The sequence below is a fragment of the Comamonas flocculans genome (genome assembly GCF_007954405.1).
Classification (GTDB): domain Bacteria; phylum Pseudomonadota; class Gammaproteobacteria; order Burkholderiales; family Burkholderiaceae_C; genus Comamonas_C; species Comamonas_C flocculans.
Window position 1 is genome coordinate 2,962,567 of sequence record NZ_CP042344.1, and the last position, 17,626, is coordinate 2,980,192.

Annotated in this window: 16 protein-coding genes and 2 pseudogenes; 13 read left to right on the plus strand and 5 right to left on the minus strand. The window is 65.8% G+C overall.

Going from position 1 to position 17,626, the window contains the following annotated elements; genetic code table 11:
• Nucleotides 1-32: 32 nt before the first annotated feature.
• From FOZ74_RS14215 to FOZ74_RS14225, 3 genes are read right to left on the minus strand one after another with little or no spacing between them, the layout of a single operon-like run.
• A complete protein-coding gene (locus tag FOZ74_RS14215) occupies nt 33-599 on the minus strand; it encodes a septation protein A (protein WP_146913668.1) in 567 nt (188 codons plus the stop codon).
• 11 nt (nt 600-610) lie between these two features.
• On the minus strand, nt 611-1,018 hold the full coding sequence (msrB, locus tag FOZ74_RS14220) for a peptide-methionine (R)-S-oxide reductase MsrB (RefSeq protein ID WP_146913669.1): 408 nt from the start codon (nt 1,016-1,018) through the stop codon (nt 611-613).
• On the minus strand, nt 1,015-2,493 hold the full coding sequence (locus FOZ74_RS14225; protein ID WP_146913670.1) for a protein adenylyltransferase SelO: 1,479 nt from the start codon (nt 2,491-2,493) through the stop codon (nt 1,015-1,017). Before FOZ74_RS14225 ends, msrB begins: the two co-directional genes overlap by 4 nt.
• 161 nt (nt 2,494-2,654) lie before the next feature.
• Here FOZ74_RS14225 and FOZ74_RS14230 point away from each other — a divergent pair, with 161 nt between their 5' ends.
• The 9 genes and pseudogenes from FOZ74_RS14230 (at nt 2,655) to FOZ74_RS14265 (ending at nt 12,934) form a co-directional block, all read left to right on the plus strand.
• Complete coding sequence (locus FOZ74_RS14230; protein ID WP_146914219.1) at nt 2,655-4,295, plus strand: 3-(methylthio)propionyl-CoA ligase; 1,641 nt, start codon at nt 2,655-2,657, stop codon at nt 4,293-4,295.
• Between the two features lie 131 nt (nt 4,296-4,426).
• A complete protein-coding gene (locus FOZ74_RS14235; RefSeq protein ID WP_146913671.1) occupies nt 4,427-5,665 on the plus strand; it encodes a branched-chain amino acid ABC transporter substrate-binding protein in 1,239 nt (412 codons plus the stop codon).
• Between the two features lie 80 nt (nt 5,666-5,745).
• Nucleotides 5,746-6,693, plus strand: a complete 948-nt coding sequence (locus FOZ74_RS14240; protein WP_146913672.1) for a branched-chain amino acid ABC transporter permease — start codon at nt 5,746-5,748, stop codon at nt 6,691-6,693.
• A 1-nt stretch (nt 6,694) separates the two neighbouring features.
• On the plus strand, nt 6,695-7,987 hold the full coding sequence (locus FOZ74_RS14245) for a branched-chain amino acid ABC transporter permease (RefSeq protein ID WP_146913673.1): 1,293 nt from the start codon (nt 6,695-6,697) through the stop codon (nt 7,985-7,987).
• A 65-nt stretch (nt 7,988-8,052) separates the two neighbouring features.
• Nucleotides 8,053-8,451: pseudogene (locus FOZ74_RS16570) on the plus strand (ATP-binding cassette domain-containing protein); the annotation flags it as partial.
• Nucleotides 8,452-8,598: 147 nt separating this feature from the next.
• A complete protein-coding gene (locus FOZ74_RS16575; protein ID WP_432417485.1) occupies nt 8,599-8,754 on the plus strand; it encodes an ABC transporter ATP-binding protein C-terminal domain-containing protein in 156 nt (51 codons plus the stop codon).
• Entirely contained in the window at nt 8,754-9,449 is a 696-nt protein-coding gene (locus tag FOZ74_RS14255; RefSeq protein WP_146913675.1) for an ABC transporter ATP-binding protein, read from the plus strand. Before FOZ74_RS16575 ends, FOZ74_RS14255 begins: the two co-directional genes overlap by 1 nt.
• A gap of 175 nt (nt 9,450-9,624) precedes the next feature.
• Entirely contained in the window at nt 9,625-11,727 is a 2,103-nt protein-coding gene (locus FOZ74_RS14260) for a 3-hydroxyacyl-CoA dehydrogenase NAD-binding domain-containing protein (RefSeq protein ID WP_146913676.1), read from the plus strand.
• 31 nt (nt 11,728-11,758) lie between these two features.
• Complete coding sequence (locus FOZ74_RS14265; RefSeq protein WP_146913677.1) at nt 11,759-12,934, plus strand: acetyl-CoA C-acyltransferase; 1,176 nt, start codon at nt 11,759-11,761, stop codon at nt 12,932-12,934.
• Nucleotides 12,935-12,989: 55 nt separating this feature from the next.
• Here FOZ74_RS14265 and FOZ74_RS14270 read toward each other — a convergent pair whose 3' ends face one another.
• Nucleotides 12,990-13,652, minus strand: a complete 663-nt coding sequence (locus tag FOZ74_RS14270) for a TetR/AcrR family transcriptional regulator (protein ID WP_146913678.1) — start codon at nt 13,650-13,652, stop codon at nt 12,990-12,992.
• A 74-nt stretch (nt 13,653-13,726) separates the two neighbouring features.
• On the opposite strand from FOZ74_RS14270, the gene FOZ74_RS14275 reads away from it, so the two are divergent.
• The 4 genes from FOZ74_RS14275 (at nt 13,727) to FOZ74_RS14290 (ending at nt 16,415) form a co-directional block, all read left to right on the plus strand.
• A complete protein-coding gene (locus FOZ74_RS14275) occupies nt 13,727-15,340 on the plus strand; it encodes a 4-hydroxyphenylacetate 3-hydroxylase N-terminal domain-containing protein (RefSeq protein WP_146913679.1) in 1,614 nt (537 codons plus the stop codon).
• Between the two features lie 115 nt (nt 15,341-15,455).
• The gene (locus FOZ74_RS14280; protein WP_146913680.1) at nt 15,456-15,680 is read left to right on the plus strand and encodes an addiction module protein; all 225 of its coding nucleotides are present in this window, start codon (nt 15,456-15,458) and stop codon (nt 15,678-15,680) included.
• Nucleotides 15,677-15,991: a type II toxin-antitoxin system RelE/ParE family toxin gene (locus tag FOZ74_RS14285; protein ID WP_146913681.1), complete on the plus strand. Its 315-nt coding sequence runs from the start codon at nt 15,677-15,679 to the stop codon at nt 15,989-15,991. The genes FOZ74_RS14280 and FOZ74_RS14285 overlap by 4 nt, the downstream gene beginning before the upstream one ends.
• A 100-nt stretch (nt 15,992-16,091) precedes the next feature.
• Nucleotides 16,092-16,415 (plus strand): hypothetical protein, encoded by a 324-nt coding sequence (locus FOZ74_RS14290; protein ID WP_146913682.1) that lies wholly within the window; start codon nt 16,092-16,094, stop codon nt 16,413-16,415.
• Here FOZ74_RS14290 and FOZ74_RS14295 read toward each other — a convergent pair.
• Nucleotides 16,385-17,611, minus strand: a pseudogene (locus FOZ74_RS14295) (IS256 family transposase). The gene FOZ74_RS14290 and the pseudogene FOZ74_RS14295 overlap by 31 nt on opposite strands.
• Between the last annotated feature and the right edge of the window lie 15 nt (nt 17,612-17,626).

The window sequence follows — 17,626 nt, forward strand, 5'->3', positions numbered from 1 at the left end:
ATTGCCGGTACCCGGGGGTGTGACGGTGGTACTCATTCGGGCGCCCCGGAGGTCCCAGAGGATGCGCCCTGGGGCGCTTCGCTCAGGTGGCGCGCGATGTACAGGCCCTGCCCGATGATGAAGACCACGGGGAAGACATAGCCCCAGAGCTTGAAGTCCATCCACGCATCGGTGGAGAAATAGGCGGCCACATAGCCGTTGAGCGCCGCCATGAACAGGCAGTAGCCGACCCAGGCCAGCGTGAGCCGCTGCCAGACCGGCTCGGGCAGCGCGATCTGGCCGCCCAGCATGATCTTGAGGAAGTTCTTGTGATAGGCCCACAGCGCCACGGCCAGGGCCAGTGCCATGGCGGCGTAGAGCACCGTGGGCTTCCACTTGATGAAGCGTTCGTCCTGCAGCGCCAGCGTGAGGGCGCCAAAGAGCAGGATCAGCACCAGCGTGGCCTTGTGCATGGTGCTGAGTTTCCTGTCCAGGCGCCAGACGATGGCCATCTGCACTACGGTGGCGCCCATCAGCACCGCGGTGCCCACGTAGATGCCTTGCCACTTGTAGGCAATGAAGAACAGCAGGATGGGGAAGAAGTCGAGCAGCAGGCGCATGGAGTGCCGGATTATCGCGGTTCGAAGTCCAGTGCCGCCGAATTCATGCAGTAGCGCAGGCCGGTGGGCGCGGGGCCGTCCTCGAACACGTGGCCCAGGTGCGCGCCGCACTGGGCGCAGGTGGTCTCCGTGCGCACCATGCCGTGGCTGCGGTCCACGGTCTCGCGGACCGCGCCCGGCAGCGCCTGCGAGAAGCTGGGCCAGCCGCAGCCGGCGTCGAACTTGGTACCTGATTCGAACAGCTGCGCGCCGCAGCAGACGCAGCGGTAGCGCCCGTCCTGCCAGTGGCTTTCGTATTTGCCGGTGAAGGGGCGCTCGGTGGCTGCGTGGCGTGTGACTTCGTAGGCGCCGGGCTCGGCCTGCTTGTCGGCCAGCAGGGCGCGCCATTCGTCGTCGGTCTTGTGTAGCGGATAGGTCATGAGGAGCAACTCAGGGTGAGGGAAGCCGCCCAGTCGGGTGGCGGGTCGGCCCAGGCTTGGTGGTCGGGGTGTTCGTCGAACGGGCGCATGAGCACCTGCTGCAAGGCTTCGATGACGGAAAAGTCCTGAAGTTTCGCTGCCCGGATGCACAGCTCTGCCAGATGGTTGCGCAGCACGAATTTCGGGTTGGTTTTGAGCATCAAATCCGGGTTTTGCGCAATACCAGCTTGCGCTACAAGCTTCTCGAAAGAGAGCAGCCAATCGTGAAAGGCCGTGCGATCGAGGAACAGATCGGCCGCCTCCTCCGGCGCGCCGCTGGCGCAGGCTTCGGCCAGCCGGCGCCAGAAAATGGTGTAGTCCACGCGTTCACGTGCCAGCAGCCGCAGCAGCTGTGCAAGAGATTGCGCGTCGCCCTCGAAGGGCTGGCTCAGTCCCAGCTTGCGCCGCATCCGGGTCATGTAATGCGCCTCGAATGCGCCAGGGTAGACGGCGATCGCAGCCTGGGCGTGGGGCAGCTCCTCGATCAGCGGCAACAGCGCGCGTGCCAGGCAGGCCAGGTTCCAGTGGGCGACGGCGGGCTGCTCGTCGAACGCGTAGCGACCCAGCTGGTCGCTGTGGTTGCAGATGTGCTGCGGGTCGAACCCGTCCATGAACTGGAAGGGGCCATAGTCCAGCGTCAGGCCCAGGATGCTCATGTTGTCGGTGTTCATCACCCCGTGCATGAAGCCCGCCGCCTGCCATTGGGCCACCAGTTTTGCGGTGCGTTCGCCCACGGTGCGCAGCAGCGCGGCGTAGGCATTGCCCTGGGCGGCGTCGGCCGTGCGGCATGCGGGGTAGTAGCGCTCGATCACGTAATCGGCCAGGCGGCGCAGCGCCTGCACTTGCCCCTGCGCGGCAAACCATTCGAAGTGGCCGAAGCGGATGAAGCTGGGCGCCACGCGCGTGAGCACGGCGGCGGTCTCCAGCGTTTCACGCTGCACCGGCAGGGGCGAGCCGACCAGGGCGAGCGCCTGCGTGCTCGGGATCTGCAGGCCCTGCATGGCGCAGCTGGCCAGGTATTCGCGGATGCTCGAGCGCAGCAGCGCGCGCCCGTCGGCGCCGCGCGAATAGGGCGTGCGCCCGCTGCCCTTGAGCTGCAGCTCCTGGCCCTGCACGGTCTCGCCCAGCAGCAGGGCGCGCCCGTCGCCCAGGCGCCCGGCCCAGACGCCGAACTGGTGGCCGCCATAGACGCTCGCCAGCGGCGTGCTGCCGGGCAGCGTGGTGTTGCCGCTGAGGGCCTGCAGGGCCTGGTCGCTGTCCAGCCAGGCGGGCTCCAGGCCGAGCTGTGCGGCAAGCTCCGTGTTGCGGGCTACCCAATGGGGCTCGGGCAGCGGGCTGGGTGCCAGCGGGGTGAAAAACGCTTCGCCCAGGGTGGAGAAGCCCGCTTGCCAGACCGGGCCTTGCGGCGGGTGGGCGGGCGCGGCGCAGATGTCCATGGCCCATTGTGGGACGAAGTGCCGGCCGGTGCTGGCGGGCGCGCCCTTGTCCGGTAGGGGACAAGGTGCATGCGGCCCCGCGGCGCGGGCGTTTCAGGCGAGCGCACGCCAGAGCTAACATCACGGCGTTTCGTTCGCCGACCCAAAAAGGAGACACCATGCTGCTCGGACAGATGCAGAGCCAACCCCTCTTGATTTCCATGCTGATCGACTTCGCCGAGCGCCACCATGGCGACGGCGAGATCGTCTCGCGCCGGGTGGAGGGTGACATGCACCGCTACACCTACGCCGATCTGGCGCGGCGCGCCAAGCGCCTGGCCAACGCGCTGCAAGCCGCGGGCACAGGGCCGGGCGATCGTGTTGCCTCCATCGCGTGGAACGGTTATCGCCACATGGAGCTGTACTTTGGCGTGGCGGGTTCCGGGCGCGTGATGCATACCCTCAACCCGCGCCTGCATCCGACGCAGCTGGTGTGGATCATCAACCACGCCGAAGACAAGGTGGTGTGTTTTGACGCCACCTTCCTGCCGCTGGTGCAGGCGGTGCACGCCAAGTGCCCCACGGTGAAGCACTGGGTGCTGCTGTGCGAGGCCGACAAGCTGCCTGCGGACAGCGGCATTGCCGGTCTGCTGAGCTACGAAGCCTGGATTGCGGGTGCCTCAGACCAATACGACTGGCCGCAGTTCGACGAGAACACCGCCGCGGGCCTGTGCTACACCAGCGGCACCACCGGCGACCCCAAGGGCGCGCTGTACAGCCACCGCTCCACCGTGCTGCATGCCTATGGCGGCAGCCTGCCCGACGCGATGAACCTGTCGGCGCGCGACTCGATGATGCCCGTCGTGCCGATGTTTCACGTCAACGCCTGGGGCCTGCCCTACAGCGCGGCGCTCACCGGCTGCAAGGTGGTGTTTCCCGGCCCGGCGATGGACGGCAAGTCGATCTACGAGCTGATGGAGAGCGAGCAGGTCAGTTTTGCCGCCGGCGTGCCGACGATCTGGCAGATGCTGCTGTCGCACCTGGCGGCCAACGGCCTCAAGTTCACCAGCCTGCGGCGCACCGTGATCGGCGGCTCGGCCTGTCCGCCGGCGATGATCGACACCTTCCGCGACCAGTACGGCGTGGACGTGCTGCATGCCTGGGGCATGACCGAGACCAGCCCGCTCGGCACGGTCTGCACGCTCAAGAACAAGCAGCTCAAGCTGCCGCCCGAGGAGCAGTTGCGCATCCGCACCAAGCAGGGGCGCGCGATCTTCGGCGTGGACATGAAGATCGTCGGCGACGACGGCCAGGACCAGCCCTGGGACGGCCAGACCTATGGCGACCTGCTGGTGCGCGGCCCGTGGGTCATGGCAAGCTACTTCAAGGGCGCGTCGGACCCGCTGGTCTACGACGAGGCCGGACACGGCTGGTTTCCCACCGGCGACGTGGCCACCATCGACGCCGACGGCTTCATGCAGATCACCGACCGCAGCAAGGACGTGATCAAGTCGGGCGGCGAATGGATCAGCTCCATCGACATCGAGAACATCGCCATGGCCCACCCTGGCGTGGCCATGGCCGCCTGCGTCGGCATGGCGCACCCCAAGTGGGACGAGCGCCCGATCATCGCGGTGGTGAAGAAGCCCGACGCGCAGGTGACGCGCGATGAACTGCTGCAGTTCTACGAGGGCAAGATGGCCAAATGGCAGATCCCCGACGACGTGGTCTTCGTCGAGTCGATCCCGCTGGGCGCCACCGGCAAGATGCAAAAGAGCAAGCTGCGCGAGCAGCTCAAGGATTACCAGCTGCCCGGGCTGTAATCGACGCGCGGGAGCGCTGGGGCAGTCATGTAGGTGACTGAATGGGCCGCAAACCCGGGCAAACCCTCAAGGCCTGCAACGGGGGTCTCTTGTAGGCTAGGAAAACGCCAGCTACACCTACAGGAGACCCCATGCATTTCACTATCAGAACAATTGCTGCTTGCGCAGCACTGGCATGCGCCGGCGGCGTTTTTGCCCAGAGCGGCCAGACGGTCAAGATCGCGATGATCGAGGGTCTGTCCGGCCCCATGGGCAATGTCGGCACGAACCAGCTCAAGAGCTGGCAGTATGTCGCGGCGCACCTGAACGCGCAGGAAAACCCGGCCGGCGTCAAGTTCGAGATCGTGCCGATGGACAGCAAGAGCTCGCCGCAGGAGGCGCTGAACCTGCTCAAGGCCGCGGTCGATCAGGGCATCCACTATGTCGCGCAGGGCAATGGCTCCAACGTCGCCTTGCCGCTGGCCGACGCCGTGGCCAAGAGCAACGAGCGCAATCCCGGCAAGGAAGTTCTCTACATGAACTATGCCGCGGTCGATCCGGCCTCGACCAACGAGAAGTGCAACTATTGGCACTTCCGCTTCGACGCCGACACGTCGATGAAGATGGCCGCGCTCACCAGCTTCATGAAAGACCAGAAGGACATCCACAAGGTCTACCTGGTGAATCAGAACTACTCGCACGGCCATCAGGTGGCCAAGTACTTCAAGGAAGGCATAGAGCGCAACCGCCCGGACGTGAAGGTGGTCGGCGAGGACTACGTGGCGCTGGGCCAGGTCAAGGACTTCGCCCCCTATGTCGCCAAGATGAAGGCCGCGGGCGCCGATACCCTGGTCACCGGCAGCTGGGGGCAGGACTTCACGCTGCTCGTCAAGGCCATGAACGACGCGGGCATGAACGTGCCGATCTATGCCTATTACGCCGGCGTCTCGGGCACCCCCACGGCGCTGGCGCAGGGCAAGATTGCCGAGGTCTACCAGATCTCCTACGGCCATTCGAACTACACCGGCCGCCTGGGTGAACTCGCCAAGGGCTTCAAGGCGCAGTACAACGACGACTTCTACACCTATGCGGTGTACAACGCCCTGATGGCGGTCTCCGACGCCATGGCCAAGGCGAAGTCCACCGATCCGGTGAAGGTGGCGCCCGTGCTGGAAGGGCTGCGCTTCACGGGCTTCAACGGCGAAGATGCGCAGATGCGCGCCGCCGACCACCAACTGCAGATGGGTATGTGGATTTCCAAGTGGCAGAAGGTGGATGCCAAGAACGGCTACAGCGTGGAAAACACCGGCTACACCTTCGCCCCGGTGAAATACCTCGAGCCCTACATCGCCAGCACGCCCACGAGCTGCCAGATGAAGCGGCCCTCCTGAGGCCTGCTGCCGCCGGCTGAGCCGGCGGGCCGTCGGGCAGCCGGCCTGCCCGGCGCCGTCCTTTTCACTGCGCACTCGCGATGGAATTCTTCACGATCTCGCTGCTCAACGGGCTGAGCTACGGGCTGATGCTGTTCATGCTCAGCTCGGGCCTGACCCTGATCTTCAGCATGATGGGCGTGCTCAACTTCGCGCACGCCAGCTTCTACATGCTGGGGGCCTATTTCGCCTATGCGCTGTCGCAGTCGGTCGGCTACTGGGCGGCGCTCGTCATCGCGCCGCTCATCGTGGGCCTGGTGGGCGCGGCATTCGAGCAGATCTGCCTGCGCCGGGTGCACAAGTGGGGCCATGTGCCCGAGTTGCTGATCACCTTCGGCCTGTCCTACCTGGTGCTGGAGCTCGTGCAGCTGGTCTGGGGCCGCAACGTCGTGCCCTACGACCTGCCCGAGCAGCTGCGCGGGCCGCTGTTCACGCTCTACGGCACGCAGTTTCCGAAGTCGCGCGCCTTCATCATGTTGGTGGCGGTGCTGATGCTGGGCGGCATCTGGCTGGTGCTGCAGCGCACGCGCATCGGCCTGGTGATCCAGGCGGCGCTCACCCATCCCGACACCGCCCAGGCGCTGGGGCACAACGTGCCGCGCGTGTTCATGCTGGTGTTCGGCGGCGGCGCGGCGCTGGCGGCGCTGGCAGGGGTGGTGGCGGGCAACACCTACGTGACCGAGCCCGCCATGGCCTATGCCGTGGGCTCCATCATCTTCGTGGTGGTGGTGGTGGGTGGCATGGGTTCGCTGGCCGGGGCCTTTCTGGCGTCCATCCTGATTGGCGTGGTGCAGACCTTCGCGGTGGCGATCGACACCTCGCTGGCCGACCTGCTGCGCATTCTGGGCGTTCAGGTGGCCGGCGACAACCCCTTCGGCCAGGCGCTGCGCCTGACGGTGGCGCAGGTGGCGCCCATGCTGCCCTACCTCTTCATGGTGCTGATCCTGATCTTGCGCCCGCGCGGGCTCATGGGCACGCGGGAGAACTGAAATGGCCGCGCACATGACGGGCACCGCCGCGCGGCGCCGCGGGCTGATCTGGGGAGGGTTCGCCCTGGTGCTGCTCGCCTTGCCGCTGGTGTTTCGCAGCAGCCTGGCGCTGAACATGCTCTCGCAGATCGGCTATCTCATCGTCATCTGCCTGTCCTACAACCTGCTGCTGGGCCAGGGCGGCATGCTCAGTTTCGGCCATGCGGTATTCACCGGCATGGGCGGCTATGCGGCCGTGGTGGCGATCAGCTACGTGGACGCCCACGGCATCGCCTTTCCGCTGGTGCTCATGCCACTGGTGGGAGGTCTGTTCGGGGCGCTGGTTTCCGTGCCGCTGGGCTACGTCTCCACCCGGAAGGCGGGCACGACCTTCGCCATGATCTCGCTTGGCATCGGCGAGCTCGTGGTGGCGTTCGCCATCATGCTGCCGGACCTGTTCGGCGGCGACGGCGGCATCTCCATCAACCGCACCTACGGCAAGCCGCTGGCGGGCATCAGCTTCGGGCCGCAGATCCAGCTGTACTACCTGATCGCGGCGTACTGCTTCGTCTGCACCGCGCTCATGTACGCCTTCACCGCGACGCCGCTGGGGCGCATGCTCAACGCGGTGCGTGACAACCCCGAGCGGGCGCAGTTCGTCGGCTACGACCCCCAGCTGGTGCGCTGGTACAGCTTCATCATCGCCGGCTTCTTTGCCGGTGTCGGCGGGGCGCTGGGGACCATCAACTTCGAGATCTTCAATGCGGCCGATTCGCTCAGCGGCATGCGCTCGGGCGCCTACCTGCTGTTCACCTTCCTGGGCGGCGTGACCATCTTCTTCGGCCCCATCATCGGCGCCGTGCTGATGGTGCTCGCGACGGTGCTGCTGTCGGAGCTCACGGCCGCGTGGCTGCTGTATCTCGGGCTGATCTTCGTGCTCATGATCATGTACGCCCCGGGCGGCGTGGCCAGTCTCATCATGATGAACGTGCAGATGGCGCGCAGCGGCAAGCTCGGGCGCTTCGCGGGGCTCTACGGCGCGCTGGTGCTGGCGTGCGCGGTGCTGCTGCTGGGCATGTCCCTGCTGGTCGAGATGATCTACCACATGCAGCTGAATGCCGCCATGGGCAGCGAGATCAGGTACCTGGGCTTCGCGCTGGACGCGGGCCGGTCTGCGCCCTGGCTCGGCGCCGCGGCGGTGGCGCTCGCCGGCGCGCTGGCAGTGCACCAGGTGGGGCGCCGTTTTGCCCGGGCCTGGGGCGCGGCGCAGGAAGAAATCGAGCTGGAGCAGCAGCGCACGGGGCAGGCCGCATGAACTACGCGCTCGAGATCAGGAACCTGCACAAGAGCTTCGGCAAGACCGAGATCATCCGCGGCGCCAGCCTCGCCGTGCGCCCGGGCGAGCGCGTGGCCATCATCGGGCCCAACGGCGCGGGCAAGTCCACGCTGTTCAACCTGATCAGCGGCCGGCTGGCGCCGACCCGTGGCGAGGTCAGCCTCAACGGCCAGCGCATCGACGGCAAGAAGCCTTTCGAGATCAACCGCCTGGGGCTGTCGCGCAGTTTCCAGATCACCAACATCTTCCCCAGGCTCAGCGTGTTCGAGAATCTGCGCTGCGCGGTGCTCTGGAGCCTGGGCTATCGCTATACCTTCCTGCGCTTCCTCTCCGGCCTGCACGACGCCAATGCGCGCGCCGAGCAACTGCTGGCGCAGGTCGGCCTGGCGGCCCGGCGCGACGTGCAGGCGGTCAACCTCACCTATGCGGAGCAGCGGGCGCTGGAGATCGGCATCACGATCGCCGGCGGCGCCCAGGTGATCCTGCTGGACGAACCCACGGCCGGCATGAGCACGACCGAGACGGCGCGTTTCATCGCGCTGATCCGCGAGGTCACCGAGGGCAAGACCCTGCTGACCGTGGAGCACGACATGGGCGTGGTCTTCGGCCTGGCGGACAAGATCGCCGTGGTGGTCTATGGCGAGGTGATCGCCTTCGACACGCCCGAGGCGATACGCGCCAATGCGCGCGTGCAGGAGGCCTACCTCGGCTCGCCGGTGGCCCAGGCGCAGGAAGGGGCGCACTGATGCTGGAAATCCGTGATTTGCATGCCTACTACGGCAAGAGCCACGTGCTGCACGGCGTGAACCTGAAGGTGGAACGCGGCGAAATCGTGGCGCTGCTGGGGCGCAACGGCTCGGGGCGCTCCACCTGTGCCAAGGCCGTCATGGGCATGGTGCAGGCGCAGGGGTCGGTGCGCTTCAAGGGGCAGGCGCTGCTGGGCCGCAGGCCCTTCGAGATCGCGCACCTGGGGCTGGGCTACGTGCCCGAGAGCCGCGACGTGTTCCCGCGCCTGACGGTGCAGCAGAACCTGCTGCTGGGGCAGAAGGGCAGCGGGCGCGGCAGCCGCTGGAGCTTCGAGGACATGTACGCGATGTTCCCGCGCCTGAAGGAGCGCTGCGCTATCGAGGCCGGGCTGCTCTCGGGCGGCGAGCAGCAGATGCTCACGCTGTGCCGCACGCTGATGGGAGACCCCGACTGCATCCTGATCGACGAACCCACCGAGGGCCTGGCGCCCAAGATCGTCGAGCAGGTCGGCATCTACCTCACGCGCCTGAAGGAGCGTGGCATCGCGGTGCTGCTGATCGAGCAGAAGCTGACGATCGCCATGGAAATTTCCGACCGCGTGCTGGTCATGGGCCATGGCCGCATCGTCTTCGAAGGTTCACCCCAGCAGTTGCGTGCCGATGGCAAGGTGCGCAAGGAATGGCTGGAAGTCTGAGTCCACGCAGAAATTCAAGCCAAATTGGCCTCAAAGCCAATATGGGACTGCGCAAGCAGCTATCAATAAAGTCAAATGAGCCGTCTTGTCCCGAAGGGGACAAAGGGAAGGCGGGCGCACGCTTACACTTCAAAAAAGCACGATCGTACTTTTTTATTTCTACAAGGAAGACAGCATGACGGCAAGCTATCAAGTTCATGGCGACGTGGCCGTGGTCACGCTCAACCATCCCCCCGTGAACGGCCTGGGCCTGGCCACCCGCCAGGCGCTGGTGGCGGGGCTGGAAAAGGCCGGGCAGGACGCCGCCGTCAAGGCCATCGTCATCACCGGCGCCGGCAAGGCGTTTTCGGGTGGTGCGGACATCACCGAATTCGGCACCGACAAGGCCTTTGCCGAACCCAATCTGCACACCGTCATTTCCCTGGTGGAGCAGTCCAGCAAGCCGGTGGTGGCCGCGATCCACGGCGTATGCATGGGCGGCGGCCTGGAGCTTTCGCTCGCCTGCCACTACCGCGTGGTCGCGCCCGGCTGCAGCGTGGCGCTGCCCGAAGTCAAGCTGGGCCTGCTGCCCGGCGCCGGCGGCACGCAGCGCCTGCCGCGCGTGCTGGGCGTGGAGGCGGCGCTGAACATGATCGTCAGCGGCGAAGCCGTCAAGAGCGAATTCATTGCCGGCATGCCGGGGCAAAAGCTGTTCGACAAGCTGGTCAGCTCGCCCGAGGCATTGATGGACGAGGCCCTGGCCTTCGCGCGCAGCGTGGCCGATGCGCGTCCGTTGCCGCTGGTACGCAATCTGCCTTGCGCACACCCGCAGGGCGACGCCTACTTCCAGTTTGCGCGCAACATGGCCCGGGGCATGGCGAAGAACTTTCCCGCGCCGGCCATGTGCGTGGACGCGGTGCAGGCGGCCGCGACGAAGAAGAAGTTTGCCGATGGCCTGGTGGCCGAGCGCGAGCTGTTCACGCAACTGATGTGGTCGCCCGAATCGCGCTCGCTGCGCCACCTGTTCTTCGCCGAGCGCGCCGCGAGCAAGATTCCGGACGTGCCTGCCGACACGCCGCTGCGCAAGATCGAAAAGGTCGCGGTGATCGGCGCGGGCACCATGGGCGGCGGCATCGCGATGAACTTCCTGAACGCGGGCGTTCCGGTGACCATGCTGGAGATGAAGCAGGAAGCCATCGAGCGCGGCGTGGGCGTGATGCGCAAGAACTACGAGGCGCAGGTCAGGAAGGGCAAGCTCAAGCAGGACAAGTACGAGCAGCGCATGGCCTTGCTCACGACCACGCTGAGCTACGACGACCTCAAGGACGCTGACCTCATCATCGAGGCGGTGTTCGAGGACATCGGCGTCAAGGAAGCGGTGTTCAGGCAGCTCGATGCCGTGGCCAGGCCCGGCGCGATCCTGGCGAGCAACACCTCCACGCTGGACGTCAACAAGATCGCGGCCTTCACCCGGCGCCCGCAGGACGTGGTGGGCATGCACTTCTTCAGCCCCGCCAACGTGATGAAGCTGCTGGAGGTGGTACGCGGCGAGAAGACCGCCAAGGACGTGCTGGCCACCGTGATGGCCGTGGCCAAGAAGATCCGCAAGACGGCGGTGGTCGCGGGTGTGTGCGACGGCTTCATCGGCAACCGCATGATCGAGCAGTACGTGCGCCAGGCGGGTTTCCTGATCGACGAAGGCTGCACCCCCGCGCAGGTGGACAAGGCGATCGAGAAGTTCGGCTTCGCCATGGGGCCGTTTCGCATGGGCGACCTGGCGGGCAACGACATCGGCTGGGCCATCCGCAAGCGCCGCTACGTGGAACACCCCGACATGAAGTACAGCAAGACGGCCGACCTGCTGTGCGAGAAGGGGCGCTTCGGCCAGAAGGTGGGCAAGGGCTGGTACGACTACGTGCCGGGCAAGCGCGACGCCATCCCCAATGCCGAGGTGGTGGCAATGATCGAGGACTACCGCAAGAGCGAAGGGATCACGCCGCGCAAGATCGGCGACGAGGAAATCGTGCAGCGCCTGGTCTTCAGTCTGGTCAACGAGGCCGCGCACATCCTGGAAGAAGGCATTGCCAACAAGGCGAGCGACATCGACGTGGTCTACATCTTTGGCTACGGTTTTCCGGTGTACCGCGGCGGCCCGCTGAACTACGCCAATGAGTTCGGCCTGTTCAACGTGGTGGCCGCGATGCGCCGCTTCGCGCAGAACCCGCACGACGATGCCGCCTTCTGGCAGCCCGCGCCGCTGCTGGCGCGCCTGGTGGCCGAAGGCAAGCACTTCGCCTGAGCCCGAGAACCACAGAACAAGGAATATCGCCATGACCTCCGCAGTGATTGTTTCCACCGCCCGCACGCCGCTCGCCAAGAGCTGGAAGGGCTCGTTCAACATGACGCACGGCGCCACGCTCGGCGGCCACGTGGTGCGCGCCGCCGTCGAGCGCGCGGGCATCGAGGGCTCGCAAGTCGAGGACGTCATCATGGGCTGCGCCAACCCCGAGGGCGCGACCGGCATGAACATCGCACGCCAGATCGCCCTGATGGCCGACCTGCCGGTGACCACCAGCGGCATGACGGTCAACCGCTTCTGTTCCTCCGGCCTGCAGACGATTGCACTGGCCAGCCAGCGCATCATCGCGGGCGAAGGCGACGTCTATGTGGCCGGTGGTGTGGAAAGCATTTCCTGCGTGCAGCAGGAGATGAACATGCACATGCTGTTCGACCCGGCCTTGCAGAAGAAGAAGCCCGAGATCTACTGGAGCATGCTGCAGACGGCCGAACAGGTGGCCAAGCGCTACGGCATCGGCCGCGAGGCCATGGACGAATACGGCGCGGCCAGCCAGCAAAAGGCCTGCGCCGCACAGGCCGCAGGCCTGTTCGAGGCCGAGATCGCGCCCATCACCGTGACCGCGGGCATCGCCGACAAGACCCTGGGGCTGATCACGAAGCAAGTCACCGTCAGCAAGGACGAGGGACTGCGCGAGGGCACGACGGCGGCCGGCATCAGCGGCATCAAGCCGGCGCTGCCCGGCGGCCTGGTGGCGGCGGGCAACGCGAGCCAGTTCTCGGATGGCGCGGGCGCCTGCGTGGTCGTGAGCGAGGATTACGCCAGCCGCAAGGGCCTGAAGCCCCTGGGACGCTTCCTCGGCTTCGCGGTGGCGGGGTGCGAGCCCGACGAGATGGGCATAGGCCCGGTGTTCGCGGTACCCAAGGTGCTCAAGAAGCTGGGCCTGAAGGTCGACGACATCGACCTGTGGGAGCTCAATGAAGCCTTTGCCGTGCAAGTCATCTACTGCCGTGACAAGCTCGGCATTCCGGCTGAGCGCCTGAACGTGAACGGCGGCGCGATTGCGGTGGGCCACCCCTACGGCGCGACCGGCCAGCGCCTGACCGGCCATGCACTCATCGAAGGCAAGCGCCGCGGCGCCAAGCGCGTGTGCGTGACCATGTGCATCGGCGGCGGCATGGGCGCGGCGGGCGTGTTCGAGGTGCTTTGAACGCGCCGAAGGCGCGTGCCGAACTACCGGGGCCGCATCCATGCGGCCCTTTTTTTCAGGGGCGTTGCGCGCGCTCCGAGAGGCTGTCCAGATAAGCGACAAACAGCGCCTGCGAAGACTGGCCGAACATGCGTATGCGCCCGGTGTGGCTCATCACCAGCAGCCCGACGATGTGGGCGAACAGGGCCGTGACTTCGGCGGTGGCGCGTGCGTTGTCAAGGCCCAGCGCCTGCAGCGCCGCATGGCAGGGCAGCAGGGCGTCGCGCAGGCGGGTGTTCAGGCGCGCATCGAGCTCGGGCGTGAGGCCGCGCGGCGCCATGCCCTGGAACAGGTAAAAACCCAGATCCAGGTCGTGCGGGTTGACGCGGTAGAAGTCGAAGAAGGCGCTGGCGCCCGCGCGCAGCCGCTCGGCGGGGCTTTCGGCCGCCTGAAGCGCCAGCTGCACCTGGGTGTTCAGGCGCTCCAGCGATTCGCCCAGCAGTGCGCCATAGATGTGCTCCTTGCTCGGGAAGTAGCTGTAGAGCGCGCCCGGCGTATAGCCGGCGCGGCGGGCGATCTCGCGGATGCTGGTCTTTTCCATGCCCAGCTCGAAGAAGGCCGAACGCGCCGCATCCAGCACCAGTTCCTGGCGCACGTCGGCCAGCCGGCGCCGGCGCTCGGCGCGCAGTTCGTGCGTCGAGGGCGGCCTGGGACTGGTTTTCTTCCCGGTGAGCGGCATACCCCGCATTGTAGGATTGACAATTTGATTGAACACCGTTCAAATGTCGTCATCCACGTTTTCGAGCAAGCACCATGACCGAGTCCACCCAGGCGACCCTGCCCCGCGTAGAACTGATGACCGGCGAGGCCTATCGCGAATCGCTGCGGCGCCTCAAGCCGCGCGTCTTCGTCGATGGCCAGCAGATCGACAGCGTGGCGGACGCGCCCCAGCTTGCGCCGGGCGTGAACGCGCTGGCCTACACCTACGACTTCGCCCTGCGCGAAGAATTGGCGCCGATAGCCCTGGCCACCCAGACCAGCCGCGCCAGGGTGGTGCCGCGCATGCTGCACGTGAACGAGGCGGCGGGTGATCTGCTGAACAAGCTGGAAGCCGTGCGCGTGCTTTGCCAGGAAACCGGCTGCGCCCAGCGCTACCTGGCGCACGACGCACTCAATGGCTTGGCGCAAGCCACCGCCGCCATTGACGATGCCAGCGGCACGCGTGAGGCCGGTGACCGTTTTCGCGCCTACCTGGAGCATGTGCAGGACCATGATCTGGCCATCGGCATCGCCATGACCGACGCCAAGGGCGACCGCACCCGGAAGCCGCACGAGCAGCCCGTGCAGGACGCCTACGTGCACGTGGTGCGCCAAGACGGCAGGGGCGTCTGGATCAGCGGCGCCAAGGCCATCGTCACCGGCGCGCCCTACATGCACGAGTTGCTGGTCATGCCCAGCCGCAACATGGGCCCGCAGGACGCGGCCTTTGCCGTGTGCTGCGCGGTGGCGGTGGATGCGCCCGGTGTCACCATCGTCTCGCGCGTGGCCGGGCGTCCGGGCGAGAAGCTGGAACATGGCGATGCGCTCTTTTCGCGCAAATACGGCCAGTCCACCGCCGTGGTGCTGTTCGAGGAAGTCTTCGTGCCCTGGGAGCGGGTGTTCTACGCCGGCGACTGGGAGCACAGCCACATCCTTACCTACAGCTATGCCACGCACCACCGCCACAGCTGCATCGCGGCGCGCGCCGGCTTTGGCGACCTCTTGATCGGCGCGGGCGCGCTGATGTGCGAGGCCAACGGTTTTGACGACCCGGGCAAGGTCAGCAGCCTGCGCGAACCCATGGTGGAGCTGATCAAGATCGTCGAGGGCTTCTACGCCTGCGGCGTGGCCGCGAGCGTCTATGCCGCACCCGACAAATACAGCAAGACCTTCATGCCCGAGCCGGTCTTCGCCAACATCGGCAAGCTGTTGCTGGCCACGCAGATCTACGACATGCACCGCCTGGCGCATGAGGTGTCGGGCGGGCTGATCGTGGCGTTGCCCGGGCCGGATGAAGACCACAACCCGGCTACCAGCGCCAGCCTGTCCGAGGTGCTGCGCGCCAACCCGGCGGTGCCGTACGACAAGCGCATCGAAGCCGCGCGCCTGATCGAGGACCTCACGGCTTCCTACCAGGGCGGCTGGTATTCGCTCATCAGCCTGCACGGCGGTGGCTCGCCCGCCGCGATGAAGCAGGAGATCTGGCGCAACTACCCCGTGGGCAGCAAGGTGGAACTGGTGGAGCGCCTGCTGGAGCGCGGCGTGGTGCATGACCCGAACCGTCCCATCACGCAAAACCGCGAACCCGGCAAGTGCTGCGACAGCGGCTGCACTGCCCCGGGACAGGCGATCATGGCGCCGCTGACGGTGCAGCGCAGCCGTCACTGATATCTGCTGGTTGTGGTTGTGGAAGCGGACAAGTGGCTCGCGTGCCGGAGCGGCGGAACACGCGACACTGAGTAAACTGACCGCGTATGGAAGTCATCCCTTGGAGGTGCCAGTCATGTCACAGACTGTAGAAGCGCTGCAGGCGCAGGCTCTGAACCTGCCTGCTATTGAGCGTGCTCGCTTGATCGAGAAGCTGATTGCCAGCCTGGACACTGATCCCGATGTGGAGACCGCTTGGGCAGCGGAAGTCGAGCGACGCCATGCGGAGCTGGTCAGCGGTGCGACGTTGCCCCTTCCGGGGACGAAAACGCTGGCGCGCCTGAAAGCTGAGTTCCAGTGACGTATTCGCTGCACCCGGAGGCAGCAACCGATCTGTGGGAAGCTGCCGAGTATTACCGGGGGCGCGCTGGAGCCTTGCTGGCACGGGTCTTCCTCGGTGAATTTGAACGTGCCATGGCGCTGCTGGAGGAATACCCTTTGCTTGGGGCGCAATGGTTGCACGGCAAGCGGCGTTTGGTCATGCGGCGTTTCCCGTACTCCATCATCTACGTGACCATTGATCAGGAAGTCCTGGTGCTTGCCGTCGCTCATCAGAGCCGACGGCCCGGGTATTGGCGCGAGCGGGGCGAAATGTCATCGCCTTCACGGTGATGAGGGTCCAGGTACGTGCCTGCAGGCTCGGGGAGTACTGGCTCGGCCAAGTTATGAGGCACTGGATTGGGGTGGGCTGACGGACGATGAACAGAGTCAGTTGAGCCAGATCCCGGTGTGCGAGGGTTTGGATTTTGACCGCCTATTGGAGGCGATCAACCAGCGCTTGGCGGGTGACCAGCGCCGCAACGAACGGCTGCTGCAGTGCATTCAGAACAGTGCGGAGCGCTCCATTCTCTTTTTCGCGAATTCGAAAAACCATGCCGAGGAGATGGCAGCACGGTTGAATCTGGCCGGTGTGGCTGCAGCAGCGATCAGCGGTGAAACGCCAAGAACAGCCCGCCGTTGGTTTCTTGAGGGCGTGTCCGAATTTTTGTGTAAACGGGTCGGACTTCAATTGACGGAGATGCGGTCTCCGAACTGAATGGTAAAGCGGGTCAGCGCGGCCTTCCAATCCCGGATGGGCATGGTCCACTTCTGGCTGATGTTGCGCAGCGCCAGGTAGAACAGCTTGGTCAGCGCCTCGTCGCTGGGGAACGAGCCCCGGTTCTTGGTCAGCTTCCTCAGGCTCATGTTCACCGACTCGATGGCATTGGTGGTGTAGATGACCTTGCGGATTTCCGGCGGGTAGTCAAAGAACGGGGTCAAGCGGCTCCAGTTCCTGCGCCAGGACTGGCCGATGGGCAGGTACTCGGCATCCTAGCGGGCCTCGAATTCACCGAGCATCAGCTCGGCCTCTTCGGCAGTGGTGGCCGTGTAGATGCGGCGCAGGTCGGCCGCCACCTCTTTGCGGCGCTTCCATGAGACGTAGTTCAGGCTGTGGCGCACCATGTGAACGATGCACAGTTGCACAACCGCCTGGGGGAAGACGGCCTCGATGGCGTCAGGAAAGCCCTTGAGCCCATCGACGCAGGCGATGAAGATGTCCTGCACGCCCCGGTTGCGCAACTCGGTGACCACCTGCAGCCAGAACTTGGCGCCCTCGGTCTGGGCCAGCCACAGGCCCAGCACCTCCTTGTCGCCCGTCATGGTGATGCCGATGGCCAGGTACACCGCCTTGACCCGCACCGCGCCCTCGCGCACCTTCACATGGATGCAGTCCAGATAGACGATGGGATAAATCGGCTCCAGCGGTCGGGCCTGCCAGGCCTTGACCTCGTCGGCCACGGCATCGGTCACCGAGGAAATCAGGCTGGGCGAAACTTCGGTGCCGTACATCTCTTCGAGGTGGGCCTGTATCTCGCGCACCGTCATGCCACGGGCGTACAGCGAGATGATTTTGTCGTCGAAGCCGGCCCAGCGGGTCTGGTGCTTGGGGATGAGCTGAGGCTCGAAGCTGCCATGGCGGTCGCGGGGCACCTCAATGGGCAACTCGCCGAAATCGCCCTTGAGGGTCTTCTTGCTCTTGCCGTTGCGGGTGTTCCCGCTGGGGTTGGCCACCGCCTCGTTGCGTTCATGGCCCAGGTGCTCAGTCAGCTCAGCGTCCAGGGCTCGCTCGACCAGCAGCTTGGTCAGTTGCTTGAGCAGACCGTTCTCGCCGATGAGGTCTTCGGGCTTCTTGTAGTTGGCCAGCAGGCCAGACAGCAGTTCTTCGGGTACGTCGTGTTTCTTGGTGTTCATTGTGCTTACGGACAG